Raw genomic sequence first — 25,164 nt, forward strand, 5'->3', positions numbered from 1 at the left:
GCCCGGTTACATTCCGAACCCGGAAGCTAAGCCTTACAGCGCCGATGGTACTGCAGGGGGGACCCTGTGGGAGAGTAGGACGCCGCCGAACAATCATTGCTGAAGAACCCCCATCCGGGATCCGGATGGGGGTTCTTTGCGTTTCCGGGCCGGGACGGCCACGGGCGGACGGGTCGCCCGAAAAAATCTTGGCCAGCCGTGTCGAGAACCCGTGCCCGGCGCCGTCCCCGGGGTGGACGCGGCCACAATGGGTCGCACCAGGCTCCGAGGAGAAGACGATGGCCAAGTACCTGCTGCTGAAGCACTACCGGGGTGCCCCGGAAGCGGTCAACTGCGTGCCGATGGACCAGTGGACGCCGGAGGAGGTCACGGCGCACATCACGTACATGCAGGAGTTCGCCGCCCGGCTGGAGAAGACCGGCGAGTTCGTCGACGGCCAGGCGCTCGCTCCGGAGGGGACGTGGGTCCGGTACGACGGTGAGGGGCGCCCGCCGGTCACCGACGGTCCGTTCGCCGAGACCAAGGACCTGATCGCCGGCTGGATGGTGATCGACGTCGACAGCTACGAGCGCGCCGTCGAGCTGGCCGGGGAACTGTCGGCGGCCCCCGGCGCCGGAGGGAAGCCGATCCACGAGTGGCTGGAGCTGCGGCCGTTCCTGACGATGCCGCCGACCGTCACGGAGTGACCGCTCCGATGAACGAGGCCCTGCTGAGAAGCCTCACGCCGGGCGTCATCGGTGTCCTCGTCCGCCGCGGAGCAGACTTCGCGGCGGCCGAGGACGCCGTTCAGGAGGCGCTGATCGAGGCGATCCGGCTCTGGCCGGTCGACCAGCCGCGCGATCCCAAGGGCTGGCTGGTCACCGTGGCCTGGCGCAAGTTCCTGGACGCGACCCGGTCGGACGCCGCCCGCCGGCGCCGGGAGGACCTGGTCGACCAGGAGCCGGAGCCGGGGCCCGGGGTCGCCGTGGACGACACGCTCCAGCTCTACTTCCTGTGCGCCCACCCGTCGTTGACGCCCTCGTCGGCGGTCGCGCTGACCCTGCGGGCGGTGGGCGGGCTGACCACCCGGCAGATCGCCCGGGCCTATCTGGTGCCCGAGGCGACCATGGCGCAGCGGATCAGCCGGGCCAAGCGCACCGTCTCCGCCGTCCGGTTCGATCAGCCGGGAGACGTCGCCACCGTGCTCCGGGTGCTCTACCTGGTCTTCAACGAGGGCTACTCCGGTGACATCGACCTCGCGGCGGAGGCCGTCCGGCTGACCCGGCAGCTCGCGGCGGTGATCGACCATCCCGAGGTGGCGGGGCTGCTGGCCCTGATGCTGCTGCACCACGCCCGGCGGGCCGGCCGGACCGGGCCGGACGGCACGCTGGTGCCCCTGGCCGAGCAGGACCGCGGTCGGTGGGACACCGGGATGATCGCCGAGGGCATCGGGATCCTCCAGGCGGCCCTGGCCCGGGACCGGCTGGGCGAGTTCCAGGCGCAGGCGGCCGTCGCGGCGTTGCACGCCGACGCGCCCACCGCCGAGGAGACGGACTGGACACAGATCGTCGAGTGGTACGACGAGCTCGCCCGGCTGACCGGGAGCCCGGTGGTGCGGCTCAACCGGGCGGTGGCGGTCGGCGAGGCCGACGGTCCGAGCGCCGGGCTGGCGGCGCTCGCGGAGCTGGACGACACCCTGCCCAGGTACGCCGCGGTGGCGGCGTACCTCCACGAGCGCGACGGGGACCTGCCGGCGGCGGCCCGGCTGTACGCGCAGGCCGCGCACCGGGCGTCCAACCTCGCCGAGCGCGACCACCTGACCCGTCAGGCGGCCCGGCTCAACACGGTGCTGAAGGCCGGTCGGGCGAGGTGACGCGTCGGCTCAGAGCCGGCCGGCCGCCTTCAGCGCCAGGTAGGTGTCGGCCAGGGCCGGGGCGATCCGGGTCGGCGGGGCGTCCAGGACGGTGACGCCGTGGCGGGTGAGGCGCTCGGCGGTGGCCCGGCGGTCGGCCCGGGTCTGCTCGGCGGCCGCCGCGCCGTAGACCGCCTCCACGGTGCCCCGCCCGGTGGCGAGGTCGTCCAGCCGCGGGTCGGCGACCGAGGCGAGGACGACCTCGTGGCGCTTGGTGAGCATCGGCAGCAGCGGGCGCAGGCCGTCCTCGACCGGGGCCGCGTCGAGGCCGGTGAGCAGCACGATCAGCGAGCGCTGCGGCGCCATCTTGAGGGCGGTGGCGACCAGCGAGCGCATGTCGGTCTCGTGCAGCGCGGGCTCCAGGCCCGCCATGGCGTTGGTGAAGGCGGGCAGCACCTCGTGGGCCGAGCTGCCGGCCACCGCGACCCGCTTGCGGGAGTCGTGGGCGAGCAGGTCGACCCGGTCGCCGGCCCGGGTGGCGAGGGCGGTGAGCAGGAGTGCGGCGTCGAGGGCGGCGTCCAGGCGGGGCGCGTCGCCGACCCGGCCGGCCGAGGTGCGGCCGGTGTCGAGGACGACGAGGATGTGCCGGTCGCGTTCGGGGCGCCAGGTGCGGACGGCGACGGTGTTCCGGCGGGCGCTGGCGCGCCAGTCGATGGAGCGGACGTCGTCGCCGGGCAGGTACTCGCGCAGGGAGTCGAACTCGGTGCCCTGGCCTCGGGTCAGCACCGAGGTGCGGCCGTCGAGTTCGCGCAGCCGGGCGAGCCGGGAGGGCAGGTGCTTGCGACTGGCGAACGGGGGCAGTGCGCGGACCGTCCAGGGGACGAGGTGCGAGCCCTGGCGGCCGGCCAGGCCGAGCGGGCCGAGGGAGCGGACCGTCACCCGGTGGGCGTGGTGGTCGCCGCGGCGGGTGGGGGTGAGGACGGTGGTGATCCGGCGCCGTTCGCCGCCGGGGAGGGCCAGGGTGTGCCGGGAGGCGGCCTCGGCGGTGCCGGGGCGCCAGGCGGACGGGGCCCAGGCGTCGCGGAGCAGGCCCCGGAGCGGTCGGCCGGACGGGTTGGTGACGGTCAGCTCGACCGTGGCGGGTTCGCCGAGCCGGACGGTGGTGTCGCCGCCGCGCCCGAACCGCAGGTCGCGGACGGGGGCGGCGAGCACCAGGTCGACCGCGACGGTGACCAGTACCGCGCCGGTGACCAGGCCGATCCCGGTCCAGGACGGCAGCAGCAGGCCCACGACGAGCGCGCCGAGTGCGGCGAGCAGGGCGGTTCGCCCGGTGAGGGCCATGCGGTGCGCTCCTTCGGAAGCCCGTGGGCGGGAGGGCCGAACGGGTGCGGTGCGGGTGCGGTGTGCCGGGTCAGCGGGGGGCGGGAGTCTGGGCGAGGACGGCCTGGATGACGGAGTCGGCGGTGACGCCCTCCATCTCCGCCTCGGCGCGCAGCGCGACCCGGTGCCGCAGGGTGGGCAGCGCCAGCGCCTTGACGTCGTCCGGGGTGACGTAGTCGCGGCCGGCCAGCCAGGCCCAGGCCCGGGAGGCGGCCAGCAGGGCGGTGGCGCCGCGCGGGGAGACGCCGATCGACAGCGACGGGGACTGCCGGGTGGCCCGGCAGAGGTCGACGATGTAGGCGAGGACTTCGGGGGAGACGGTCAGCTTGGCGATCTGCTCGCGGGCGGCGGCCAGGTGCCCGGGCCCGGCGACCGGGCGGACGCCGGCCGCGGCGAGGTCGCGCGGGTCGAAGCCGGCGGCGTGCCGGGAGAGCACCTGGAACTCCTGGTCGCGGTCGGGCAGCGGCAGGATCAGCTTGAGCAGGAAGCGGTCCAGCTGGGCCTCGGGCAGCGGGTAGGTGCCCTCGTACTCGACCGGGTTCTGGGTCGCGGCGACCAGGAACGGGACGGGCAGCGCGCGCGGCTCGCCGTCCACGGTGACCTGGTGCTCCTCCATGGCCTCCAGGAGGGCCGCCTGGGTCTTCGGCGGGGTGCGGTTGATCTCGTCGGCGAGCAGCAGGTTGGTGAAGACCGGGCCGGGCTGGAAGGAGAACTCGGCGGTGCGGGCGTCGTAGACGAGCGAGCCGGTGACGTCGCCGGGCATCAGGTCGGGGGTGAACTGGATGCGCTTGGTCTCCAGGCTCAGGGCGGTGGAGAGGGTGCGCACCAGCAGGGTCTTGGCGACGCCGGGGACGCCCTCCAGCAGCACGTGGCCGCCGCAGAGCAGGGCGACGACCAGGCCGGTGACGGCGGCGTCCTGGCCGACCACGGCCTTGCCGATCTCGGCGCGCAGGGCGGTCAGCGCGGCGCGCGGGTCGGTGGCGGGGGTAGCGGGTGCCGTGCCGGGGACGGGGCGGAGCTGGGCGGTTGCCTGGTCGGTCACGGGTTCCGTACCTGCCTTTCGAGGGCGTCGAGGTCGTCGGCGAGCCGCAGCAGCGCGGCGTCGTCGGTCGGGGGCGGGCCGTACAGCAGGGCCCGGACGTCCCCGGCGGGCCGTTCGGGCAGTCGGCCGGCCACGGCGACGCAGAGCGCGTCGGGGTCGGGTGCGCCGGCCTGGAGCGGGACGCCCAGGGCGGGGGCGAGGCGGTGGGCGGTGGCGCCGCGCAGCGCCTCGGCGGCGCGGCCGCGGGCCCTGGCCCGCCGGTAGAGCCGGGCGCGGCCCTCGGTGGTCTCGGCGGCGCGGACCACCACCGGCAGGTTCTCGCTGACCACCGGGCCGAGCCGGCGTCCGCGCCAGAGGGCGGCGAGCACGGCGGCGACGGCGAGCTGGTAGCCGGCCCAGTGCCAGCCGCTCGGCAGGTAGTCGCCGAGGGTCTTGGTGCGGGCGCCCTCGGGGGCCGGGAGGGAGTAGTCGGGCAGGTGCCAGCTGAGGCGGGGCTGCGAGCCGAGCAGGCCCAGCGCGAGGGAGGCGTTGCCGTCCTTGGCCAGCTCGCCGTTGTGCAGGAAGGTGCCGCTGCCGAGCACGATCACGTCGCGGCCGCCGTCGCCGACCGGGAGGCTGACCAGCGGGTAGCCGTGGCCGCGCGGGTAGCAGCCCTGGCCGCGGCTGCCGCTGGTGTAGAGCATGCCGCCCTGCTGGGCGCTGCCGGCCCGGACGGCCTCGGTGAGCGAGCACTCCGCCGTGGTGGAGCGGACGGCGGCGTACGGCAGCCCGCCCGCGTCGTCGGACAGCCGGATGCCGGGGGCGAGCGCGGTGAGCGCGGCCGGGCCGGGGGCGACCAGCACCAGCCGGCGGTGCCGGGCGGCGGCGACGGCGCGCAGCTGGGCCGGGCTGAGCAGGTCGGGTTCGGGCAGCACGAGGGTGTCCGGGCCGTCCGGGGCGGCGGCCGGGTCGGTGCCGAACTCGGCCTTCAGGCCCTGGCGTTCGAGCAGGGCGACGACGGCGTGGGTGCCGTCGCGGTCGTACGAGCGCGGGTCCAGCGCCGGGTAGCGGCGGTCCTGGCCGAGCGCGGAGACGGCGGCGGCGCCGATCAGCAGGGCGGCGAGGACGGCCAGGTACCAGCGGGCCCGGCGCCACAGGCCGCGCGTGGTGGGGGCGAGGCTGGTCGGGGCGGCGGGGGCGGCTGCCCCGGCGTCGGGCGGGGTCGCGGGGGCGGGGACGGTACCGGTCATGCCGCTCCTCCCGGGGTCGGGGCCGGGAGGACGGCTTCGGCGGCTTCGGGTGCGAGGACCGGGCGGGTGCGCTCCAGCGTCCGGTCGAGCTCGTGCAGCAGCCGGTACGCGTCCTGGTCGGCGGCGCGCTCGCCGTACGCGATGTCGTCGAAGGTCCGGGCGGCCGCGGCCAGGGCGGCGGCGTGCTCGGGCAGGGCCCGGCCGGCCTCGGCGGCGGCCTCGTCGGCGGTGCGGCCGGGGCGGGTGTCGAGCAGGGTGCGCTCCTCCAGGCTGCGCACCAGGGCGCGCATCTGCGCGCGGACGGCCTCGGTCCAGCGTCCGGCGGCGGCGTGCCCGGCGGCGTCCGCCCGGTACTGGTCGGCGCTGCGCGGGCCGTCGGCGCCGTACACGTCCTGGACGGTGCGGGCGGCGCGGCGGGGCGCGCCGAGGCGCCACCAGAGCGCGGCGCCGATCAGTACCGCGACGATCAGGAAGAGGATCAGTCCGGTGGTGCCGGTGGTGCCGTCGCCGGAGATGCTGTCGAGCGCGCTGGCGATGTGGTCGTAGAACCAGTCCGTGATCCGTTGCAGCACGGACGGGTCGTGCTTGTGGTACTCCGCGTCGAGCAGCTCGTCGCGGGCGGCCTCGCGGGCCGGGTCACGCGGCACGGTGACCGGTGCGCCACCCGCGGCGAGGAGCCTGTCCCCCCAGTCGGACATCCGGTTCAGCGCCTCGCCGCGGTCGGGTCGCCCGGCCCGGCCGGGCCGGTGCCGCCGTGTTCGGGCTGGCCGGCCGCGCGGGCGAGCTCGATGTCCAGGGCCTCGCGGCGGATCCGCTGGTCGATGTAGACCAGCACGCCGACGGCGGCGATGAACGGGGTGGTGAAGGTGCCGGCGATGATCCCGGCGACCGCCAGCAGGAGCAGCATGGCGACGCCCCGGTCGGCGGAGTCGGGCAGGCCCTGGCTGTCGAGGCTCTCGAAGCCCAGCGCCAGGCCGATGAACTGGGCCGGGACGGCGATGACCAGCGCGACGACGAACGCCAGCAGGTGGCCCAGCAGGGTGATGCCGAGGATCCGCCACCAGGCGCCGCGGGCCAGGCGCCGCGCGCGCGACAGCGCCGTCAGCACGCCCTGCTTCTCCAGCATCAGGGCGGGGGCGGCGAGGCTGAAGCGGATCCACAGCCAGACGGCGACCGGGACGATCAGCAGGGCGACCAGCGCCAGCAGGCCCTTGATCGCGGGTGAGCCCGCGCCGCCGGCTTCGTAGCCGAGCAGCGGGACGAAGCCGAGCAGCACCACGCCGGGGCCCAGCAGGGCGGTGATGAGGGTCAGCCCGAGCAGTTGCAGCAGCCGGGGGCGGGCGTCGCGCCAGGCGTCCCCGGCGGTCGCCGACCGGCCGAGGACGGCGCGGCTGACCACGATGGTGAGCAGTGCGGTGGCGAACACGTTGAGCAGCAGTTCCAGCGGCAGGCCGGCCAGCATCCGCAGGATCTGGGTGGCCTCGCCGGTCCTGCCCTTGACCATCAGGTTGACCAGGACGGTGCCGGCCTGGGAGACCACGGCGAGGCCGAGCGAGAGCGCGAGCACGGTGCGCCAGTTCCGGCGGACGGTGGCGACGGCACCGTCCAGCAGCTCGCCGATGTTCAGCGGCCGCAGCGGGATGACGCCGGGCTTGGGGCTCGCCGGGGCGCCCCAGCCGTACGGGCGGTGCCCGCCGGAGGGCTGTCCCCACTGCTGTCCGCCGTGGGGGGCGCCGGCCGGGCCGGTCCAGCCGGGGGCGGCCTGCGGTGGTGCCGACGTCCCGGGCGCGGCGGCGGGCGCGTCGGCCGGGGGCCGGGCGTCGTCGCGGGGCGGCTCGGACGAGCTGGGCGAGGCCCAGCCCGGAGTGTCGGTCATCACTGCTCCTCGGAGGGCGTCACGGGCGCGACTGCGAACGGATCTTCCGCCCGCGCGCAGCGCCCATCGTGCCATGGGCCGGAAACCGGCCCCAGCGCGATCCGGTTGCTGATCGGCAACGGGCCTCCGTGACGGGCCGGGTGGTGGTCCGCGGTGGGGCGGGAGGGGGTCCGGAGGCGTTTGCGGCGGGGTCATTCGCCCGGTATGGCCGGAATGCACCGGTGGGGGAGTTGGCCGTTCTGGAGCAATGGCACTGCTGTGCGGCAGGTCACAATCCGGTAATGAGAAGATGGACGCATGAAGGGACGCGTCCTCGTCGTTGATGACGACTCCGCACTGGCCGAGATGCTCGGCATCGTGTTGCGTGGTGAGGGTTTTGAGCCGTTTTTCGTCGCGGATGGGGACAGGGCGCTGGCCGCGTTCAGGGAGACCAAGCCGGACCTGGTCCTGCTCGACCTGATGCTGCCGGGCCGGGACGGCATCGACGTGTGCCGGCAGATCCGGGCGGAGTCCGGCATCCCGATCGTCATGCTGACCGCGAAGACCGACACGGTCGACGTCGTGGTGGGCCTGGAGTCGGGTGCCGACGACTACGTCACCAAGCCGTTCAAGCCCAAGGAGCTGGTGGCCCGGGTGCGTGCCCGGCTGCGCCGCGCCGAGGAGCCCACGCCCGAGCAGCTGACCATCGGCGACCTGGTGATCGACGTGGCCGGCCACTCCGTGAAGCGGGACGGGCGGGGCATCCCGCTGACCCCGCTGGAGTTCGACCTGCTGGTCGCGCTGGCCCGCAAGCCCTGGCAGGTGTTCACCCGCGAGGTGCTGCTGGAGCAGGTCTGGGGCTACCGCCACGCGGCGGACACCCGGCTGGTCAACGTCCACGTGCAGCGCCTGCGTTCCAAGATCGAGAAGGATCCGGAGCGCCCCGAGATCGTGGTGACCGTCCGCGGCGTCGGCTACAAGGCCGGACCCAGCTGACGTGACGGACCGGGCAGACGACACCCCGTCGGGTACCGCGACCGACGGGGCCGGGGCCGTGCGCGGCGACGTGCTGAGCTCGACCACCCGCCGCCGGCGCCCGTCCGGCGTGGTCGCGCTGGTGAAGCGTCAGCTGCGCCGTCCCGTGCACCGGACGGCCGCGCTGTACCGGCGGTCGATCCAGCTGCGCGTGGTCGCGGTGTCACTGCTCGCGTCCATCGCCGTCGTCCTGGTGCTCGGCGTGGTCGTGGTGGCGCAGGTGCGCAACGGCCTGCTCGACACCAAGATGGACGCCGCCCGGGCGCAGGCCAGGATCGGCTTCCAGGTCGAGCAGAAGAAGATCGACGAGGCCCGGGACCAGAAACTGCGGGGCACCGCGGACCCGACCCTCGACGAGACCGGCACCTGGCTGCTGCGGCAGGTCAACGACCTGGCCGGGAGCGGGCAGACCGTCTACTCGGTGATCGCGATGGCCCCCGGCACCGGCGCCGTCGTCCCGGACACCGCCGGCTTCGCGCCGCGCTACTCGGGCGACATCCAGCCCAGCAGCATCCCCGACTCCCTGCGGGCCAAGCTGCTCGCCGAGCCCAACCAGATGTTCGACCAGCCGACCCGGATCCACCGCTCGCCCGAGAGCAGTGGGAAGTCCGAGCCCGGGCTGGCCCTCGGCATGCAGTTCATGGGCCCGGCCGACAAGAGCTACCAGCTGTTCTACGTGTTCTCCTTCGGGCAGGAGACCGACACCCTCAACCTGGTCACCGGCACCCTGGCGACCGCCGGCGTGTTCGTGGTGATCCTGATGGGCGGCATCGCCTGGGTCGTGGTGCGCCAGGTGGTCACCCCGGTCCGGATGGCCGCCGGGATCTCCGAGCGGCTCGCCGACGGACACCTGGAAGAGCGGATGAAGGTCACCGGGACGGACGACATCGCCCGCCTCGGCGAGTCCTTCAACCGGATGGCCAACGCCCTCCAGGCGCAGATCCGCCAGCTGGAGGAGCTGTCCCGGGTGCAGCGCCGCTTCGTCTCGGACGTCTCGCACGAACTGCGCACGCCGCTGACCACGGTCCGGATGGCCGCCGACCTCATCTACGACAGCCGCGAGGACCTGGACCCGATGGCGGCCCGCTCGGCGGAGCTGCTCCAGGGCCAGCTGGACCGCTTCGAGTCGCTGCTCGCCGACCTGCTGGAGATCAGCCGCTTCGACGCCGGCGCCGCGATCCTGGACGCCGAGCCGGTCGACCTGCGCGAGATCGTCGCCCGCGTGGTGGAGGCCGCCGAACCGCTCGCCGAGGCCAAGGGCAGCGCCGTGGTGATCCGCGGCGACGGCGAGCCGGTGCTCGCCGAGGTGGACTCCCGCCGGATCGAGCGCATCCTGCGCAACCTGGTGGTCAACGCGCTGGAGCACGGCGAGGGCCGCGACGTGGTGGTCCGGCTGGGCTCCGCGGACGGCGCCGTCGCGGTCGGCGTGCGCGACTACGGCATCGGCCTCAAGCCGGGCGAGGCGTCCCGGGTGTTCCACCGCTTCTGGCGGGCCGACCCGTCCCGGGTGCGGACCACCGGCGGCACCGGCCTCGGCCTGTCCATCGCCGTCGAGGACGCCCACCTGCACGGCGGCTGGCTCCAGGCCTGGGGCGAGCCCGGCGGCGGCTCGCACTTCCGGCTGACCCTGCCGCGCACCCGCGGCGGGGAGATCACCCGGGCGCCGTTCCGGCTGGAGCCGGAGGACTCCCGGAACAACCGGGGCCTGGGCGCGCAGGGCACGCCGTACCGGCGGGCGATCAGCCCGGCCGGCGCGACGGCGACGGCCGCCGTCGACGACCAGGCGGAGACGCCGGAGGCCGTCGGCAACGGCCTCGGCAGCGGGCTCGGCGGGGTGCTGAACATCGGCCCCGGGCTGGGCCGGAGCCGGCTGCCCGAGGGGCCGCGCGCGGATCCCTCGGACGTGTGGACGGCCTACGGGGCAACCGGCGCCCAGGTCATGGTGGACCCGACGCCGGGACGGCCGTCGGTGGCACAGCGGACGGCGGAGCCGGACGTGACGGGTGGGACGACGGCGGAGGGGCCGCAGCGTGCGAAGGACGAGCAACAGGACTGAGCCGCGGCTCCTCGCGGCGGTCGGCGGGCTGCTCGGCGCCCTGGTGGCGAGCGGCTGCGCGGCCATGCCGGATTCCGGCGGCATCACCAAGGTGGAGCTGTCCCAGGGCTCGGCCGACAAGAACCTGCAGGCCCGGGTCTACCCGATGGCGCCCGGCCGGGGCGCCAAGCCGCGCGAGCTGCTGACCGGGTTCCTGGACGCGGTGACCGCCGACGAGGGGTACGACACCGCGCGCAAGTACCTCACCGAGAGTGCCGCCGCCACCTGGAACCCGGACGCGGGGACCCAGGTGCTCACCGCCACCTCCACCACGGCCGGCCAGGACGTCACCGACACGGACACCGTGGTCTCCGCGACGGTGACCGGGCAGCTGGTCGCCACCGTCGACGAGCGGCACTCGTACCTGCTGGTGGCCGGGCAGAACAACGTCTCCTCCGACTTCACGTTCGTCCGGGAGGGCGGCGAGTGGCGGATCGACAAGCTGCCGCCCGGCGTGATCATGAACGAGACCAACTTCCGGAACAGCTTCCGGCAGGTCGAGCGCTTCTTCTACACCGCGCCGGACCCGTCCTCGGCGGTCACCGGGAACACCGGCCAGGAGGTGCTGGTCGCCGACCCGATCTACCTGCGGCGCCGGATAGACCCGCTCGCCTCGGCCGCCCGGGCGCTCGTCCAGGGCCCCTCCACCTGGCTCTCGCCGGTGGTCGGCACGGCGTTCCCGACCGGCACCACGGTCGAGGAGGTCGGCATCGACGACAACCGGGGCGCCCACGTGCGGCTCGGCGGGGCGGACATCGGCGAGCCGACGGGCTGCCGGCGGATGGCGACCCAGCTCTTCTACACCCTCGCCGACCAGGGCAAGGGCCTCGACCGGCTGGAGCTGAAGGGGCGGCACGGCACCTGCACGGCCAGCCGGAACGACGGACCGGCCACCGGTCCCGGTTCGCTGGCCGGGAGCGCGTCCACCCAGCAGTACTACCAGCGCGCCGACAACGGCGTGCTGATGAAGATCGACGAGGGGCGCACCGGCGACCCGGTCCGCGGCCCCCTCGGCAAGCCGCAGCCGAACGGCACCCCGCCGCTCGGCACGGTCGCCGTCAGCCGGGACGGCGGCTGGGCCGCCGCGGTGAGCGGGGACGGCCGCCAGGTCTTCTCGGTGCCGCTGTCGGACAGCACGGCGAGCATGGGCGAGCCGGTGCTCAGCGCGCCGGCCAAGGGCGGCGACAAGGACGAGGGCTTCGCCTCGCCCAGCTGGGACGGCCGCGGCGACCTCTGGGTGGTGGACCGCAACAAGCAGAACCCGCGGGTGGTGATGGTGCGCGGCAACAAGTCGTACACCGTGCCGGTCGAGGGGCTGACCGGGCAGACCGTGGAGTCGCTCAAGATCGCCTCGGACGGCGCCCGGGTCGCCCTGGTGGTCAAGACCCCGGGCGTGGCCACCAGCTCGCTGGTGTTCGGCCTGGTGGTGCACGGCGGCACCAAGGAGGCGCCGACCGCGAAGATCACCGGGATCCGCCGGGCGGCCCCCACCATCACCGACGTCGCCTCGGTGTCCTGGGTGGAGACCGACCAGCTGCTGGTGCTCGGCAAGGAGGTCGACCGGACCCAGCAGCTGCACTACATCAGCACCGACGGATCGCAGAGCTCGGACACCCGGCTGGGGATCGGCGAGAGCATGCGGACCGTCTCCGCCTCGGAGTCCCGCGGGGACGTGCTGACCCAGGCGCCGCCGGTGCTCGCGGTGTCGGACACCAAGGTCTACCGGCTGCTCAACAACCAGTGGCGGGAAGCCCAGTTGATCGACAAGCCCCGCTCGTTCTTCTACCCGGGCTGACCGGTCGGCCGGTTGACGGCCCGGTGGGTCGGCACGTCCGCCCGCTCAGTGGGCCGGGTGCACCGTGGCCGCGACCGTGGCGCCGGCCCGGGCCGGCAGGCCGGCGTCGGCCAGTGCCCGGGCGGCCTCGGCGAGGCTGGCCCCGGTGGTCACCAGGTCGTCCACCAGCACCGGGTGACGGCCCGCCAGGCCTGATGGGCCCGCCAAGCCCGCGAGACCCGCCGCCCCGGTCCGGGCGCGCGGCAGCACGGTGAGCGCGCCGTGCAGGTTGCGGCGCCGCTCGGCCGCGTTCAGCCCGGCCTGGTCGGCGACCGGCCGGGCGTGCCGCAGCAGCGGGGCGGCCCGGACGTCCAGGCCGGCCCGGCGCAGCGAGCGGGCGGCCGCCCCGGCCAGCCGCAGCGTCGGATCGTGCCCGCGGGCGCGGACGGCCGAGCGCGCCGAGGGCATCGGGACCAGCAGCAGCGGCGCGGCCCCGGCCCGCGCCCCCAGGGCGGAGCGCACCGCCCGGCCGAGGGCCTCGCCGAGCGGCCCGGCCAGCCGCAGCGCGCCGCGCTCCTTGTGGGCGAGCAGCAACTGCCGGACCGGACCGGTGTACGGCGCGGCGGCGTGCGTCCAGGGCAGCGGGGTGGGGGCCGGCCGGGCGGTGGCCAGCACGTGCCGGCAGGCCGGGCAGAGCTGGGTCCGTTCGCTGCCGCAGCCCGCGCAGTCGGCGGGCAGCAGGACGTCCAGCAGCCCGGCCAGTGCGTGGCCGAACGGCCCCTGGGCGGAGGGCGGACGGGCGGGGGAGGGGGACGGCGGCACGGCTGCTCCTGGCGGCGGCAGGCACGGAGAGTCAGCAAAGGATGCGCCGTATGGGGGGCGTTGTCCAGGTAGTTACCCATACTTCACCCGCGGGAGGGTAGACAGGGTGCACCAGCTTGACCGCCCGGCCGCAGTATCGGGTCATACCCTCCTTGTCGCCCGGGGAGGCGAAAAGCCCGTGTGAGGTGTTCGATAAGGCCCAGGGGGTTTCAACCGTCCCTGGTGGGGAGGAAGTGAGGTGAGGGCCAGTCGTTTCCCGCCGCTGGCGGCGGGGGCGGGGGGCCGGCAGTGGATGGGCTGGTCCAGCTGGGTCTCAGTCCGGTCCGGTAGCACCCGGATCGGCGTCAGCACGAGGGATCGGAGTTCTGCGTGGACATCGTCGTCAAGGGCCGCAAGACCGAGGTGCCCAAGAGGTTCCGCGAGCACGTGGCCGAGAAGCTGGAGAAGGTCCAGAAGTTCGACGCCAAGGCCATCAGCCTCGACGTCGAGGTGTCCAAGGAGCACAACCCGCGGCAGGCCGACCGGTCCGATCGGGTGGAGATCACTCTCCGCAGCCGCGGCCCCGTGATCAGGGCCGAAGCCGCCGCCGGCGACCCGTACGCGGCGCTCGACCTGGCTTCGGCGAAGCTCGACGCGCAGCTGCGCAAGTCCGCGGACCGGCGTCGGGTGCACAAGGGCGGCGCGAACGGCCGCACCCCGATCAGCGTCGCCGAGGCGACCGCGGCCCTGGCCGCGCTGCCGGACACGACGGCGCCGGAGGGCGAGACGAACGGCGCCGTCCGCAAGACCATGATGGGATCCCTGGAAGTGGAGGGCGAAGGCCCGCTGGTGGTCCGGGAGAAGACGCACCCGGCCGCCCCCATGGCGCTGGACCAGGCGCTCTACGAGATGGAGCTGGTCGGCCACGACTTCTACCTCTTCGTGGAGAAGGACAGCGGCCTGCCGAGCGTGGTCTACCGCCGGCACGGTTACCACTACGGCGTCATCCACCTGCAGACCGACCTGGCGGCCGGGCCGGGCGGCGGGGCGGGCGGCGCGATCGGCGGGGCCGACGACGAGGACTGACCGTCCGAGCAGCGATGGAGTGGTGACCCCGGCGGCCCGTGGCCGCCGGGGTCACCGGCGTTCGGGGTAGGGGCGGTTCGAACGCGTCGCGTCCCGGGGCGAGGGGTCACCCGATGCGGGGGAATCGGCATCGGAGGGTGACCGTGGCGGTGTCGGAGCGTGGAATGATTGGCGTACGACGACCCGCGAAGGGGGAGGAGCGGATGGGGGATCACTTCGGGCTGGGGCCCGGGGCCGGGCCTGGTCTGCCGTTGGGGGCGGAGGACGAGCCCGCGTACGAGCCGCACCGGGGTGAGCCGATCCGCGTGTTGGTGGTGGACGACCACGCGCTGTTCCGCCGGGGGCTGGAGATCGTCCTCGCGGAGGAGCCGGACATCAAGGTCGTCGGCGAGGCGGGGGACGGCGCGGAGGCCGTGCTGAAGGCCGCCGACCTGCTGCCCGACATCATCCTGATGGATGTCCGGATGCCGCGCCGCAGCGGGATCGAGGCCTGTACGGCGATCAAGGACGTGGCGCCCAGCACCAAGATCATCATGTTGACGATAAGCGACGAGGAGGCCGACCTCTACGAGGCGATCAAGGCGGGGGCCACCGGCTACCTGCTCAAGGAGATCTCCACCGACGAGGTCGCCACCGCGATCCGCGCGGTCGCCGACGGGCAGTCCCAGATCAGCCCGTCGATGGCCTCCAAGCTGCTCACCGAGTTCAAGTCGATGATCCAGCGCCGCTCCGACGACCGGGACCTGGTGCCCGCACCCCGGCTCACCGACCGGGAACTGGAGGTGCTCAAGCTGGTGGCGACCGGGATGAACAACCGGGAGATCGCCAAGGAGCTGTTCATCAGCGAGAACACCGTGAAGAACCACGTGCGCAACATCCTGGAGAAGCTCCAGCTGCACTCCAGGATGGAGGCCGTGGTGTACGCGATGCGCGAGAAGATCCTCGAAATAGGGTGAGCGGGAAGGGACTTGGGGGCTGCCGCTAGCGGCCGGCCAGCAGCTTCTCCAGGGCCGGGCGCAGCCGCTCGTCGTGCAGCGTCCCGACCCGCACCTCCTCGCAGCCGACCCAGGCGGCCGCCTCGCGCAGGGCCGTCGCCAGGGCCTCGACGTGCCGGGCGCCGCCTGCCCGGCCGCCGTCCAGCGAGACCTGCCGGGCGACCAGCGTGCGGCCCTCGCGGGCCGGGTCGACCCGGCCGATCAGACGGCCGCCGGCCAGCAGCGGCATCGCGAAGTAGCCGTGCACCCGCTTGTGCTTGGGCGTGTAGGCCTCCAGCCGGTGCGTCATGCCGAAGATCCGCTCGGTGCGGGCGCGGTCCCAGACCAGCGAGTCGAACGGCGAGAGCAGGGTGGTGCGGTGGCGCCCGCGCGGGGCGGTGGCGAGGGCGGCCGGGTCCGCCCAGGCGGGGGCCGGGGCGCCGTCCGGGCCCCAGCCGGCCACCTCGACCGGGACGAGCCCGCAGTCGGCGAGCACCGGGTCCAACTGCTCGGCGCGCAGCCGGTGGTAGTCCAGCAGGTCGGCCCGGGTGGCCACGCCGAGCGCGGCGCCGGCCTGGGTGACCAGGGTGCGCACGCACTCCTCGTCCGGCAGGTCCTGGCCGAACAGGGCGTCCGGGACGGCCTGTTCGGCCAGCGCGTAGACCCGCTTCCAGCTCCGGCGCTCGGTGCAGACCACGTCGCCGAAGGCCAGCGCCCGCTCGACCGCGATCTTGGTGTCGGACCAGTCCCACCACTCGGCGGTCCGCTTGGCGCCGCCCAGCTCGGTGGAGGTCAACGGCCCCTCGGCGCGCAGCTTGTCGAGCACGGCGCGGTAGGTCTCGGGCGCGACCTGGTGGCCCCAGAGGTGGCCGCGGTCGCGGTAGCGGCGGCGCCGGAAGGCGAACAGCGGCCACTCCTCGACCGGCAGGACGCAGGCCGCGTGCGACCAGTACTCGAAGCTCGTGCCGCCGCCCCAGTACGCCGCCTCGACGGCCGGGCGGCCGACCGCGCCGAGGCGGGCGTACGGCACCAGCTCGTGCGAGCGGGCGAGCACCGAGATGGTGTCCAACTGGACGGCGCCCAGGTGCCGCAGCACCCCCCGCACCCCGCCGCGGCGGTCCGGCGCGCCCAGCAGGCCCTGGGCGCGCAGGGCGATCCGGCGGGCGTCGTCCGCGCTGAGGACGGCGACGGGGGCGGGGCGGGCGGCAGCGGCGGTCATGCCGGCGAGCGTAGCCGGGGGCACCGACAGCGCGGACTCAGCCCAGGTCGGAGGGCAGCAGGGAGGCGACCCAGGCGTCGTGGAAGACGCCGCGCTGCTCCGCGTACGAGCGCAGGGTGCCCTCGAAGCGGTAGCCCGCCTTCTCGGCGACCGCGCGGGAGCCCGCGTTGCCGACGTAGGCCAGCCACTCCAGGCGGCGCAGGCCGAGCTCGCGCAGGCCGTAGTGGGAGACGGCGCGGGCGGCCTCGGTGGTGTAACCGCGGCCGCGGAACTCCTTCGCGGCCCACCAGCCGATCTCGGCGGAGCCCGGGTCGTGGGCGCGCAGGACGAGGCCCTGGGAGCCGACCAGGGTGCCGGAATCGCGCTCGAAAACGCACCAGATCCGGTTCGCCCCGGTACGCCAGCCCTCAATGGCGAGATCGCGCACGAAGAACTCCGCGTCCTCGCGCCGGTACGGGGACGGGACGACGGTCCAGCGCTGGATCTCCGGGTCCTGGCACGCGGCGAAGACCGCGTCGATGTCGGACTCCCGCGGAGCGCGCAGGACGAGTCGTTCGGTGGTGAGGACGACCGGTTCGGTGCTGGTTTCTTCCATGAACGGATTATTTCGCCGGACGAGGAAAGCGGGCATCCGGTTATTCCGCCGGTCCGCCGGTCCGCCGGTACCGCGGACGGCCAACTCTCCGGCCCGCCGACCGTTTTGTCCCGGTGGACGGTGCTATCGGGCCATGTGCTCGCGCGGGTGACACGGGAATACCGTGCTGACGCACCTCCCGGGGGGTTGGACTCCTCGCATACGATGGCCCGTGCGGTGGGGTGGACCCCCCGTGCAGTCGTCCAGTGCCAATACAGGCAAGGAGCCCGCTCACGTGTCCGTCTTCGACAAGATCTTGCGCGCAGGCGAGGGCAAGATCCTTCGCAAGCTGCAGCGGATTGCTGCCCAGGTCAACTCCATCGAAGAGGACTTCGTCAACCTCACCGACGCCGAGCTGCGCGCACTGACCGACGAGTACAAGCAGCGGCTCGCCGACGGCGAGACCCTGGACGACCTCCTCCCCGAGGCGTTCGCCACCGTCCGCGAGGCCGCCAAGCGCGTCCTCGGCCAGCGGCACTACGACGTCCAGCTGATGGGCGGCGCCGCGCTGCACTACGGCTACGTGGCCGAGATGCGCACCGGTGAGGGCAAGACCCTCGTCGGCACCCTGCCGGCGTACCTGAACGCGCTCACCGGCAAGGGCGTCCACCTGATCACCGTCAACGACTACCTCGCCGAGCGCGACTCGGAGTGGATGGGCCGGGTGCACCGCTTCCTCGGCCTCGAAGTCGGCGTGATCCTCGGCAGCATGACGCCGGTCGAGCGCAAGCGCCAGTACGGGATGGACATCACGTACGGCACCAACAACGAGTTCGGCTTCGACTACCTGCGCGACAACATGGCCTGGTCGCAGGACGAACTCGTCCAGCGCGGCCACTACTTCGCGATCGTCGACGAGGTCGACTCGATCCTCATCGACGAGGCCCGCACCCCGCTGATCATCTCCGGCCCGGCCGACCAGGCGACCAAGTGGTACGCCGACTTCGCCAAGCTGGTGCTGCGCCTGAAGATCGACCGCGACTACGAGGTCGACGAGAAGAAGCGCACCGTCGGCATCCTGGAGGAGGGCGTCTCCCGGGTCGAGGACTACCTGGGCATCGACAACCTCTACGAGTCGGTGAACACCCCGCTGGTCGGCTTCCTGAACAACGCCATCAAGGCGAAGGAGCTGTACAAGCGGGACAAGGACTACGTCGTGATGAACGGCGAGGTCATGATCGTCGACGAGCACACCGGCCGCATCCTGGCCGGCCGCCGCTACAACGAGGGCATGCACCAGGCGATCGAGGCCAAGGAGGGGGTGGAGGTCCAGAACGAGAACCAGACCCTGGCCACCATCACCCTGCAGAACTTCTTCCGCCTGTACGACAAGCTCGCGGGCATGACCGGTACCGGCACCACCGAGGCCGCCGAGTTCCACCAGATCTACAAGCTCGGCGTGGTGCCGATCCCGACCAACAAGACGCCGCTGCGCATCGACCAGCCCGACCTGATCTACAAGTCGGAGCCGGCCAAGTTCGCCGCCGTGGTCGAGGACATCGCCGAGAAGCACGAGAAGGGCCAGCCGGTGCTGGTCGGCACCGTGTCGGTCGAGAAGTCCGAGTACCTGTCGCAGGAGCTGCGCAAGCGCGGCATCCCGCACGAGGTGCTGAACGCCAAGCACCACGAGCGCGAGGCGCAGATCGTCGCGCAGGCCGGCCGCAAGGGCGCCGTCACCGTCGCCACCAACATGGCCGGCCGCGGCACCGACATCATGCTGGGCGGCAACGCCGACCACCTGGCCGCCGCCGAGCTGGCGCAGCGCGGGCTGACCCCGACGGACACCCCGGAGGAGTACGAGGCCGCCTTCCCGGCCGCGCTGGAGAAGGCCAAGGCCTCGGTGAAGGCCGAGCAGGACGAGGTCAAGGAGGCCGGCGGCCTCTACGTCCTCGGCACCGAGCGGCACGAGTCCCGCCGGATCGACAACCAGCTGCGCGGCCGCTCCGGCCGTCAGGGCGACCCGGGCGAGTCCCGCTTCTACCTGTCGCTGGGCGACGACCTGATGCGCCTGTTCAAGGCCGGCATGGTCGAGCGCGTGCTCTCGATGGCCAACGTGCCCGAGGACGTGCCGATCGAGTCGAAGATGGTCACCCGCGCCATCGCCTCCGCGCAGACCCAGGTCGAGCAGCAGAACTTCGAGATCCGCAAGAACGTCCTCAAGTACGACGAGGTGCTCAACCGCCAGCGCGAGGTCATCTACGGCGAGCGCCGCCGGGTGCTGGAGGGCGAGGACCTCCAGGAGCAGGTCGGCCACTTCATGGACGACACCGTCGAGGCGTACGTCCGGGCGGCCACCGGCGAGGGCTTCGAGGACGACTGGGACCTGGAGAAGCTCTGGACGGCGCTCAAGCAGCTCTACCCGGTCACCCTGGACCTGGAGGAGCTGGAGGAGGAGGCCGGCGGCCAGGCCGGGCTGACCCCCGAGTTCCTGATCAAGTCCATCCAGGAGGACATCCAGGCGCAGTACGGCGCCCGTGAGGACCAGCTGGGCGCGGAGATCATGCGCGAGCTGGAGCGCCGGGTCGTGCTGTCGGTGCTGGACCGCCGCTGGCGCGAGCACCTCTACGAGATGGACTACCTCCAGGAGGGCATCGGCCTGCGGGCCATGGCGCAGCGCGACCCGCTGGTCGAGTACCAGCGTGAGGGCTTCGACATGTTCACCGCGATGATGGAGGGCATCAAGGAGGAGTCCGTCGGCTACCTGTTCAACCTGGAGGTCCAGGTCGAGCAGCAGGTCGAGGAGGTCCCGGTCGAGGACGCCCAGGTGGTGCTCGACAAGCTGGAGAAGGAAGCCGCCCGCCCGGAGATCAAGGCCAAGGGCCTGGAGGCCCCGAAGCCGCAGCGGCTGCACTACACGGCCCCCTCGGACGAGATCGGCGGCGGTGTCATCGAGGGCGACTTCGAGGACCTCGCGCCGGAGGACGAGGGCGACGGGCTGACCCGCGCCGAGCGCCGCAAGGCCGCGAAGTCGGCCAAGGGCCGCCGCCGCAAGGGCTGAGCCCGCCGCTGGAGACCAGCCAGGACGCCTCGCAGGGCGCCGTTCCCGGACCGGGGCGGCGCCCTGCGCCGTCGGGTACCGCCGGGGGTGCGACAGGACGCTCACCGGGCCTCCACGGCGGTGCACTGCCACTGCCCGGCCGGGCCGCGCTGCTCCAGCCGGAAGGCCACCATGTGGTGCCGTCGGCCGAGGTCGACCCGTACGCAGGCCTCGACCGCGTCCGGTGAGGGCGAGCGTTCGTGCACCGGGCCGAGCCGGGGCCGGTCGGCGGGGCCGCCGCGGCGCAGCGCGCCGGCCCGGACCAGCGAGGCGAGCTGCCCGTAGCCGTCCAGGCTGGTGTGCCGCATCAGCTGGCCGGAGGGCCGTGCGCCGGTGAGCACCTCGACCAGCCGGCGGGCGAACCGGCCGGCCAGCGCCCCGGAGTCGGGTCCGGGGGTGGCCCCGGGGGCGGCGGCGCAGGCGGCGCGCGGGTGGCGCGGGCGGCGCCCGGCCGGGTCGCAGCCGCCGGCGGTGCGCGGACGGCGGTGCGGGTGGACGGTGGGGTGGGCGTTGCAGCGGACGGTCACGGCGGGGCTCCTCGGCCGGGTGGTGCGGGTACGGACGGGTCCAGGCTGGGGGCGTCCCACGCGGGGCGGCAACGGGTTTCCGGGGCGGCCGGAGCGGGCTGCCGACTTCACCTATCCGGGTGAACCGGCCAGTGCGGCGCCGGGTCGGAGGGTCGGGCCGCGGCGTCCGGTTGACGTGCGGGGACGGGCCGTACGGTCCGAAAGGGGACGCTCCGGCTGGGCGGACCGGGTGGCGGCGCCCGGCCGCCGCATTGCGCCGTACCGGCCCGGCGCGCACCATCGGAGCCTGGCCGGGAGCGGACGGGGGCTCCCACGACGAGGGGCGGCCGGTATGACGACACGGGCGGCGGCGCGGGCCGCGGGCGGTGCCCCGGCCGGCGCGGGTGCGCCCCGGCGCGGCCTGGTGCTGGGCGGCGGCGGGATGCTCGGCGCGGCCTGGACGGTCGGTGCGCTGTGCGCCGTCGAGGAGGTGACCGGGCGCCAACCGGGCGAGGCCGACGTGCTGCTCGGCACCTCGGCCGGCGCGATCCTCGCCGCGATGCTGGCCGGCGGCATCCGCCCCGACCAGCTGCGCGACCACCAGCGCGGCCTGCCGATCACCGAGGGGCCGCTGGCCGGGGCGGCCTTCGACTACGACACCGCCGTCGGCGGCGCGCTGCCGCCCCGCCCCCGGGCCGGCATCGGCTCGCCCGGCCTGCTGCGCGACGCCGTCCGGCACCCGCGCACCTACCCGTTGCTGACCATGGTCTCGGCGATCGCGCCGCACGGCCGCGGTTCGCTGACGCCGGTCGGCGAGCTGGTCCGCGGCCTGCTCGGCTCCGGTGCGACGTCCGGCTCCGGTGCGACGTCCGGTGCCGGTGGGCCGCCCGGTGGCGGGGGATCGCCGTTGCGGGTGGTGGCCGTGGACTACCGCAGCGGCCGCCGGGTGGTGTTCGGCGACCCGGACGCCCCCGCCGTCCCGGTGCCCGACGCGGTGATGGCCTCCTGCGCGATCCCCGGCTGGTTCGCGCCGGTGCGGCTGGACGGCTCGGCGTACGTGGACGGCGGCTGCTGGTCCGCCACCAACGCCGACCTGATGCTCGGCCGGGGGCTGGACGAGGTGTACGTGCTCGCCCCGATGGCCCTGCGGCTGGACCCCCGGCCCGGGCGGGCCGGAGGTCAGGGGCGGCTCCGGCGCGGCCGCGACGTCCTGGCCGCCCTGCGCGAGTGGCGCGCCCGGGACCGCCCGCGCGGCGTCCTCGCCCAGCTGGTCAGCCGCTACCGCCGCGCCGTCACCCGGCAGCTGCTGCGCGAGGCCGCGCTGCTGCGGGCCGAGGGCGTCCGGGTGCGGCTGCTCGCGCCGACCCCGGCGGACCTCGCCGTGATGGGCCCGAACATGATGGACCCGGCCCGCCGGGGCGCCGTCCTGGAGAGCGCCCTGCGCACCAGCCGGGAGGCGCTCGGCGCCCAGCGGTGAGCGCCCGCCCCCGCACCGGAGGTGATCACGGCCGGTCCGGCGGCGCTTATTCTGGGGGCGCTGCAGAATCTGTGCCGCTGGACGAACCCCGCTGGACGAACCGGAGAGTGCCACCGATGCGCGTGTACCTGCCCACCACCCTGACCGGCCTGGCGGCGGCGCACGAGGGCGGCTCCCTGGAGCAGTCCGCCGCGTACGCCGTGACCCCCGCGCTGCGCGAGTGGTACGTCAGCGACGACCTCGAGGAGCTGGAGTACGCGGCGCTGAACCGGGCCGCGCAGGCCTCGCTGCGGCAGCTGGCCGCCGACCCGCGGGCCCCGCGCCGCCGGGTCGTGGTGGCGCTGGACGTGGCCGACGCCTCGGTGCGGCCCTTCCCCGGTGACGAGTACCAGGACCAGGCCTCGCTCGGCCGGGTGGTGCTGGCCGGCCCGGTGCGGTTGGCCAAGGCGGCCGCGGTGCACGCCGACGTGGCCGACGACGAGGTGGTCACGGACGTCGCGGCGGCGGTGGCCGCGGTGGCCGCGGCCGACGCGGGCGACCAGGACGCCCAGTTCACCGTGGACGGCGCCGAGGACCACGACCTGCTCTGGTACGCGACCCAGGAGATCCCCTCCCTGCTGGCCTGAGCCCTGGTCGGCCTGAGCCTTGGTCGGCGTGGGCCCGGTCGGCGTGAGTTCCGTCCTACCGGCGTGTCACCCGGCCGGGTTACCGTTTCACCCTGTGCGCACTCACATCGTCTGGGACTGGAACGGCACGCTCTTCCACGACATGGAGGCCGTGCTGGGGGCGAGCAACGCCGCCTTCGCGACCATCGGCATCGGACCGATGACCCTCCAGGAGTACCGGGAGCAGTACGAGGTCCCGATCCCCCGCTTCTACCAGCGACTGCTCGGCCGGATGCCCTCCACGGAGGAGTGGCTGAGGCTCGACGACGCGTTCCACGACCGCTACCGGGAGCTCAGCCGGGCCTGCGGGCTGGCCGAGGGCGTGCGCGAGCTGCTGGACGGCTGGCGGGAGGCCGGGAACAGCCAGTCGCTGCTGTCGATGTACGAGCACGACCGGCTGGTGCCGCTGGTCGACACCTTCGGCCTGACCGGCGGCTTCCTGCGGGTGGACGGCCGCAGCGGCCCGTCCGGCGGCCAGAAGGCGGAGCACCTGACCCGGCACCTGGCCGCGCTCGGCGAGCGGGTGGACCCGGCCCGTACGGTGCTGATCGGCGACGCCGCGGACGACGCCCTGGCGGCGCTCGGCGCGGGGGCCCACGCGGTGCTCTACACCGGCGGTTCGCACACCCGGGAGAAGCTGGAGCCGGTCGGCGTGCCGGTGGTGGACAGCCTGGCCGAGGCGGTCGAGCTGGCCGGCCGGATCGCGGGCTGACCCCCCGGTTCAGACACGCGGACGGTTCACGGGCCGCCCCCGACCGGCCGGACGTGGCGGGCGCCACGTCCGCCGTCCGCGTGTCTGAACGGGCGGATCGCGCTCCGGCTGGTCAGGCTGGTGTCACACCCGACCAGCCGCCAGGACGGAGCCCCATGCCCATCGACGCAGTCACCGAGGTGCCGGTGCCGGTCAACGAGCCGGTGCGGTCGTACGCGCCCGGCAGCCCGGAGCGGGACCGGCTGGTCCGGCGGCTGGACGAGCTGGCGGCCGAGCAGGTCCCGCTGCCGATGACCATCGGCGGCGAGCAGCGGTTCGGCGGCGGTGAGCGGATCGAGGTGGTCCAGCCGCACCACCACGCCGCCAAGCTGGGCGTGCTCGGCAACGCCACCCGGGAGGACGCCCGGGCGGCGGTGGACGCGGCGCTGGCCGCCGGGCGGCAGTGGCGTTCGCTCTCCTTCGACGACCGCGCGGCGGTCTTCCTGCGCGCCGCCGACCTGCTGGCCGGCCCCTGGCGGGAGACGCTCAACGCGGCCACCATGCTCGGCCAGTCCAAGACCGCCCAGCAGGCGGAGATCGACTCCGCCTGCGAGCTGATCGACTTCTGGCGGTTCAACGTCCGGTTCGCCCGGCAGATCCTGGCCGACCAGCCGGTCTCCTCGCCCGGCGTGTGGAACCGCACCGACCACCGCCCGCTGGAAGGTTTCGTCTACGCGGTCACCCCGTTCAACTTCACCGCGATCGCCGGCAACCTGCCCACCGCCCCCGCGCTGATGGGCAACACCGTGGTCTGGAAGCCCGCGCCGACCCAGACCCTGGCCGCGTACCACCTGATGCGGCTGCTGGAGGCGGCCGGCCTGCCGCCCGGGGTGATCAACCTGGTGACCGGCGACGGCCTCCAGGTCTCCCCGGTGGTGCTGGCCGATCCGGCGTTCGCCGGGCTGCACTTCACCGGTTCCACCGCCACCTTCCAGTCCCTGTGGCAGACCATCGGCGCCAACATCGGCGGCTACCGCACGTACCCGAGGATCGTCGGCGAGACCGGCGGCAAGGACTTCCTGCTGGCCCACCGCTCGGCCGACCCGGACATCCTGCGGACCGCGCTGGTCCGCGGCGCCTTCGAGTACCAGGGCCAGAAGTGCTCGGCGCTCTCCCGCGCCTACCTGCCGCGCAGCCTCTGGCAGCGGATCAAGGACGACTTCCTGGCCGAGGTGGACGCGCTCCCGGTGGGCGACGTGACCGACCTGTCCAACTTCATGGGCGCCCTGATCGACCGGCGGGCCTTCGAGAGGAACCGGGACGCCATCGACCGGGCGAAGGCCGATCCGACGATCGAACTGGCGGCCGGAGGGCAGTACGACGACGCGATCGGCTGGTTCGTCCGGCCGACCGTACTGGTCTCCTCCGACCACCGGGGCGACATCTTCCGGACCGAGTACTTCGGCCCGATCCTCGCCGTCCACGTCTACGAGGACTCCCGCTGGGACGACGTGCTCCGCCGGGTCGACGGCGGCGCCCCGTACGGCCTGACCGGCTCGGTCGTCGCGCAGGATCGTTACGCCATCGCCCAGGCCGTCGAGGAGCTGCGCTTCACCGCGGGGAACTTCTACATCAACGACAAGCCCACCGGCGCCGTCGTCGGCCAGCAGCCCTTCGGCGGCGGCCGGGCCTCCGGCACCAACGACAAGGCGGGTGCCGCGCAGAACCTGCTCCGCTGGACCTCGGCCCGGTCGATCAAGGAGACCTTCGTCCCGCCGACCCACCACGGCTACCCGCACATGGGCTGAGAGTGAACATCGGGGTCCGGTTTGG

Annotated in this window: 21 protein-coding genes and 1 rRNA gene; 13 read left to right on the forward strand and 9 right to left on the reverse strand. The window is 74.1% G+C overall.

The window, feature by feature from the left end:
- The 3 genes from rrf to ACZ7RU_RS26245 form a co-directional block, all read left to right on the forward strand.
- Nucleotides 1–91: ribosomal RNA gene (gene rrf, locus ACZ7RU_RS26235) — 5S ribosomal RNA — on the forward strand; the annotation flags it as partial.
- A gap of 187 nt (nt 92–278) precedes the next feature.
- Nucleotides 279–686 (forward strand): YciI family protein, encoded by a 408-nt coding sequence (locus ACZ7RU_RS26240; RefSeq protein WP_470343425.1) that lies wholly within the window; start codon nt 279–281, stop codon nt 684–686.
- An 8-nt stretch (nt 687–694) separates the two neighbouring features.
- Entirely contained in the window at nt 695–1,852 is a 1,158-nt protein-coding gene (locus ACZ7RU_RS26245) for an RNA polymerase sigma factor (protein ID WP_470343632.1), read from the forward strand.
- A 9-nt stretch (nt 1,853–1,861) separates the two neighbouring features.
- On the opposite strand, the gene ACZ7RU_RS26250 is transcribed toward ACZ7RU_RS26245, so the two are convergent.
- From ACZ7RU_RS26250 to ACZ7RU_RS26270, 5 genes are all read right to left on the reverse strand, one after another.
- A complete protein-coding gene (locus ACZ7RU_RS26250) occupies nt 1,862–3,172 on the reverse strand; it encodes a DUF58 domain-containing protein (RefSeq protein WP_470343426.1) in 1,311 nt (436 codons plus the stop codon).
- A gap of 70 nt (nt 3,173–3,242) precedes the next feature.
- Nucleotides 3,243–4,253: an AAA family ATPase gene (locus tag ACZ7RU_RS26255; protein WP_470343427.1), complete on the reverse strand. Its 1,011-nt coding sequence runs from the start codon at nt 4,251–4,253 to the stop codon at nt 3,243–3,245.
- On the reverse strand, nt 4,250–5,482 hold the full coding sequence (locus ACZ7RU_RS26260) for a DUF4350 domain-containing protein (RefSeq protein WP_470343428.1): 1,233 nt from the start codon (nt 5,480–5,482) through the stop codon (nt 4,250–4,252). Before ACZ7RU_RS26260 ends, ACZ7RU_RS26255 begins: the two co-directional genes overlap by 4 nt.
- Nucleotides 5,479–6,180, reverse strand: coding sequence for a DUF4129 domain-containing protein (locus tag ACZ7RU_RS26265; RefSeq protein WP_470343429.1), 702 nt, complete (start codon nt 6,178–6,180; stop codon nt 5,479–5,481). Before ACZ7RU_RS26265 ends, ACZ7RU_RS26260 begins: the two co-directional genes overlap by 4 nt.
- Nucleotides 6,181–6,185: 5 nt before the next feature.
- Nucleotides 6,186–7,358, reverse strand: coding sequence for a hypothetical protein (locus ACZ7RU_RS26270; protein WP_470343430.1), 1,173 nt, complete (start codon nt 7,356–7,358; stop codon nt 6,186–6,188).
- A gap of 297 nt (nt 7,359–7,655) precedes the next feature.
- On the opposite strand from ACZ7RU_RS26270, the gene mtrA reads away from it, so the two are divergent.
- Genes mtrA through ACZ7RU_RS26285 form a run of 3 tightly spaced genes read left to right on the forward strand, consistent with a single transcriptional unit; the run spans nt 7,656 to nt 12,262 of the window.
- The gene (gene mtrA / locus ACZ7RU_RS26275; protein WP_030247322.1) at nt 7,656–8,333 is read left to right on the forward strand and encodes an MtrAB system response regulator MtrA; all 678 of its coding nucleotides are present in this window, start codon (nt 7,656–7,658) and stop codon (nt 8,331–8,333) included.
- A 1-nt stretch (nt 8,334) separates the two neighbouring features.
- Entirely contained in the window at nt 8,335–10,428 is a 2,094-nt protein-coding gene (gene mtrB, locus ACZ7RU_RS26280; RefSeq protein ID WP_470343431.1) for an MtrAB system histidine kinase MtrB, read from the forward strand.
- A complete protein-coding gene (locus ACZ7RU_RS26285) occupies nt 10,403–12,262 on the forward strand; it encodes an LpqB family beta-propeller domain-containing protein (protein WP_470343432.1) in 1,860 nt (619 codons plus the stop codon). The genes mtrB and ACZ7RU_RS26285 overlap by 26 nt, the downstream gene beginning before the upstream one ends.
- Nucleotides 12,263–12,307: 45 nt before the next feature.
- Here ACZ7RU_RS26285 and ACZ7RU_RS26290 read toward each other — a convergent pair whose 3' ends face one another.
- Entirely contained in the window at nt 12,308–13,063 is a 756-nt protein-coding gene (locus ACZ7RU_RS26290; RefSeq protein ID WP_470343433.1) for a ComF family protein, read from the reverse strand.
- Between the two features lie 369 nt (nt 13,064–13,432).
- Here ACZ7RU_RS26290 and hpf point away from each other — a divergent pair, with 369 nt between their 5' ends.
- Complete coding sequence (gene hpf / locus ACZ7RU_RS26295; protein ID WP_387756841.1) at nt 13,433–14,128, forward strand: ribosome hibernation-promoting factor, HPF/YfiA family; 696 nt, start codon at nt 13,433–13,435, stop codon at nt 14,126–14,128.
- A gap of 203 nt (nt 14,129–14,331) precedes the next feature.
- Nucleotides 14,332–15,084, forward strand: a complete 753-nt coding sequence (locus tag ACZ7RU_RS26300; protein ID WP_387756842.1) for a response regulator — start codon at nt 14,332–14,334, stop codon at nt 15,082–15,084.
- 25 nt (nt 15,085–15,109) lie between these two features.
- Here ACZ7RU_RS26300 and ACZ7RU_RS26305 read toward each other — a convergent pair whose 3' ends face one another.
- Together ACZ7RU_RS26305 and ACZ7RU_RS26310 are read right to left on the reverse strand one after the other, a co-directional pair.
- Nucleotides 15,110–16,321, reverse strand: a complete 1,212-nt coding sequence (locus ACZ7RU_RS26305) for a winged helix-turn-helix domain-containing protein (protein ID WP_470343434.1) — start codon at nt 16,319–16,321, stop codon at nt 15,110–15,112.
- Nucleotides 16,322–16,358: 37 nt separating this feature from the next.
- Entirely contained in the window at nt 16,359–16,916 is a 558-nt protein-coding gene (locus ACZ7RU_RS26310) for a GNAT family N-acetyltransferase (protein ID WP_470343435.1), read from the reverse strand.
- Nucleotides 16,917–17,190: 274 nt separating this feature from the next.
- Between ACZ7RU_RS26310 and secA the strand changes: the two genes are divergently transcribed.
- A complete protein-coding gene (gene secA, locus ACZ7RU_RS26315; protein ID WP_470343436.1) occupies nt 17,191–19,953 on the forward strand; it encodes a preprotein translocase subunit SecA in 2,763 nt (920 codons plus the stop codon).
- Nucleotides 19,954–20,054: 101 nt separating this feature from the next.
- On the opposite strand, the gene ACZ7RU_RS26320 is transcribed toward secA, so the two are convergent.
- Nucleotides 20,055–20,519, reverse strand: coding sequence for an Rv3235 family protein (locus tag ACZ7RU_RS26320; RefSeq protein WP_470343437.1), 465 nt, complete (start codon nt 20,517–20,519; stop codon nt 20,055–20,057).
- 331 nt (nt 20,520–20,850) lie between these two features.
- Here ACZ7RU_RS26320 and ACZ7RU_RS26325 point away from each other — a divergent pair, with 331 nt between their 5' ends.
- From ACZ7RU_RS26325 to pruA, 4 genes are all read left to right on the forward strand, one after another.
- The gene (locus ACZ7RU_RS26325) at nt 20,851–21,975 is read left to right on the forward strand and encodes a patatin-like phospholipase family protein (protein ID WP_470343438.1); all 1,125 of its coding nucleotides are present in this window, start codon (nt 20,851–20,853) and stop codon (nt 21,973–21,975) included.
- Nucleotides 21,976–22,091: 116 nt separating this feature from the next.
- The gene (locus tag ACZ7RU_RS26330; protein WP_470343439.1) at nt 22,092–22,601 is read left to right on the forward strand and encodes a DUF6912 family protein; all 510 of its coding nucleotides are present in this window, start codon (nt 22,092–22,094) and stop codon (nt 22,599–22,601) included.
- A 94-nt stretch (nt 22,602–22,695) separates the two neighbouring features.
- Nucleotides 22,696–23,352 carry an HAD family hydrolase gene (locus ACZ7RU_RS26335; protein WP_470343440.1) on the forward strand — a complete coding sequence of 219 codons (657 nt, stop codon included), beginning with the start codon at nt 22,696–22,698 and terminating at the stop codon, nt 23,350–23,352.
- A gap of 161 nt (nt 23,353–23,513) precedes the next feature.
- Nucleotides 23,514–25,139, forward strand: coding sequence for an L-glutamate gamma-semialdehyde dehydrogenase (gene pruA / locus ACZ7RU_RS26340; RefSeq protein WP_470343633.1), 1,626 nt, complete (start codon nt 23,514–23,516; stop codon nt 25,137–25,139).
- Nucleotides 25,140–25,164 lie beyond the last annotated feature (25 nt).

The organism is Kitasatospora sp. NPDC114501, assembly GCF_055633695.1.

Bases quoted from the DNA above. Each gene is read 5' to 3' on its own strand.
- ACZ7RU_RS26240 (WP_470343425.1), top strand. From the start codon at position 279: ATGGCCAAGTACCTGCTGCTGAAGCACTACCGGGGTGCCCCGGAAGCG.
- ACZ7RU_RS26245 (WP_470343632.1), top strand. From the start codon at position 695: ATGAACGAGGCCCTGCTGAGAAGCCTCACGCCGGGCGTCATCGGTGTC.
- ACZ7RU_RS26250 (WP_470343426.1), bottom strand. From the start codon at position 3,172: ATGGCCCTCACCGGGCGAACCGCCCTGCTCGCCGCACTCGGCGCGCTC.
- ACZ7RU_RS26260 (WP_470343428.1), bottom strand. From the start codon at position 5,482: ATGACCGGTACCGTCCCCGCCCCCGCGACCCCGCCCGACGCCGGGGCA.
- ACZ7RU_RS26265 (WP_470343429.1), bottom strand. From the start codon at position 6,180: ATGTCCGACTGGGGGGACAGGCTCCTCGCCGCGGGTGGCGCACCGGTC.
- ACZ7RU_RS26270 (WP_470343430.1), bottom strand. From the start codon at position 7,358: ATGACCGACACTCCGGGCTGGGCCTCGCCCAGCTCGTCCGAGCCGCCC.
- mtrA (WP_030247322.1), top strand. From the start codon at position 7,656: ATGAAGGGACGCGTCCTCGTCGTTGATGACGACTCCGCACTGGCCGAG.
- ACZ7RU_RS26300 (WP_387756842.1), top strand. From the start codon at position 14,332: ATGGGGGATCACTTCGGGCTGGGGCCCGGGGCCGGGCCTGGTCTGCCG.
- ACZ7RU_RS26305 (WP_470343434.1), bottom strand. From the start codon at position 16,321: ATGACCGCCGCTGCCGCCCGCCCCGCCCCCGTCGCCGTCCTCAGCGCG.
- ACZ7RU_RS26310 (WP_470343435.1), bottom strand. From the start codon at position 16,916: ATGGAAGAAACCAGCACCGAACCGGTCGTCCTCACCACCGAACGACTC.
- ACZ7RU_RS26325 (WP_470343438.1), top strand. From the start codon at position 20,851: ATGACGACACGGGCGGCGGCGCGGGCCGCGGGCGGTGCCCCGGCCGGC.
- ACZ7RU_RS26330 (WP_470343439.1), top strand. From the start codon at position 22,092: ATGCGCGTGTACCTGCCCACCACCCTGACCGGCCTGGCGGCGGCGCAC.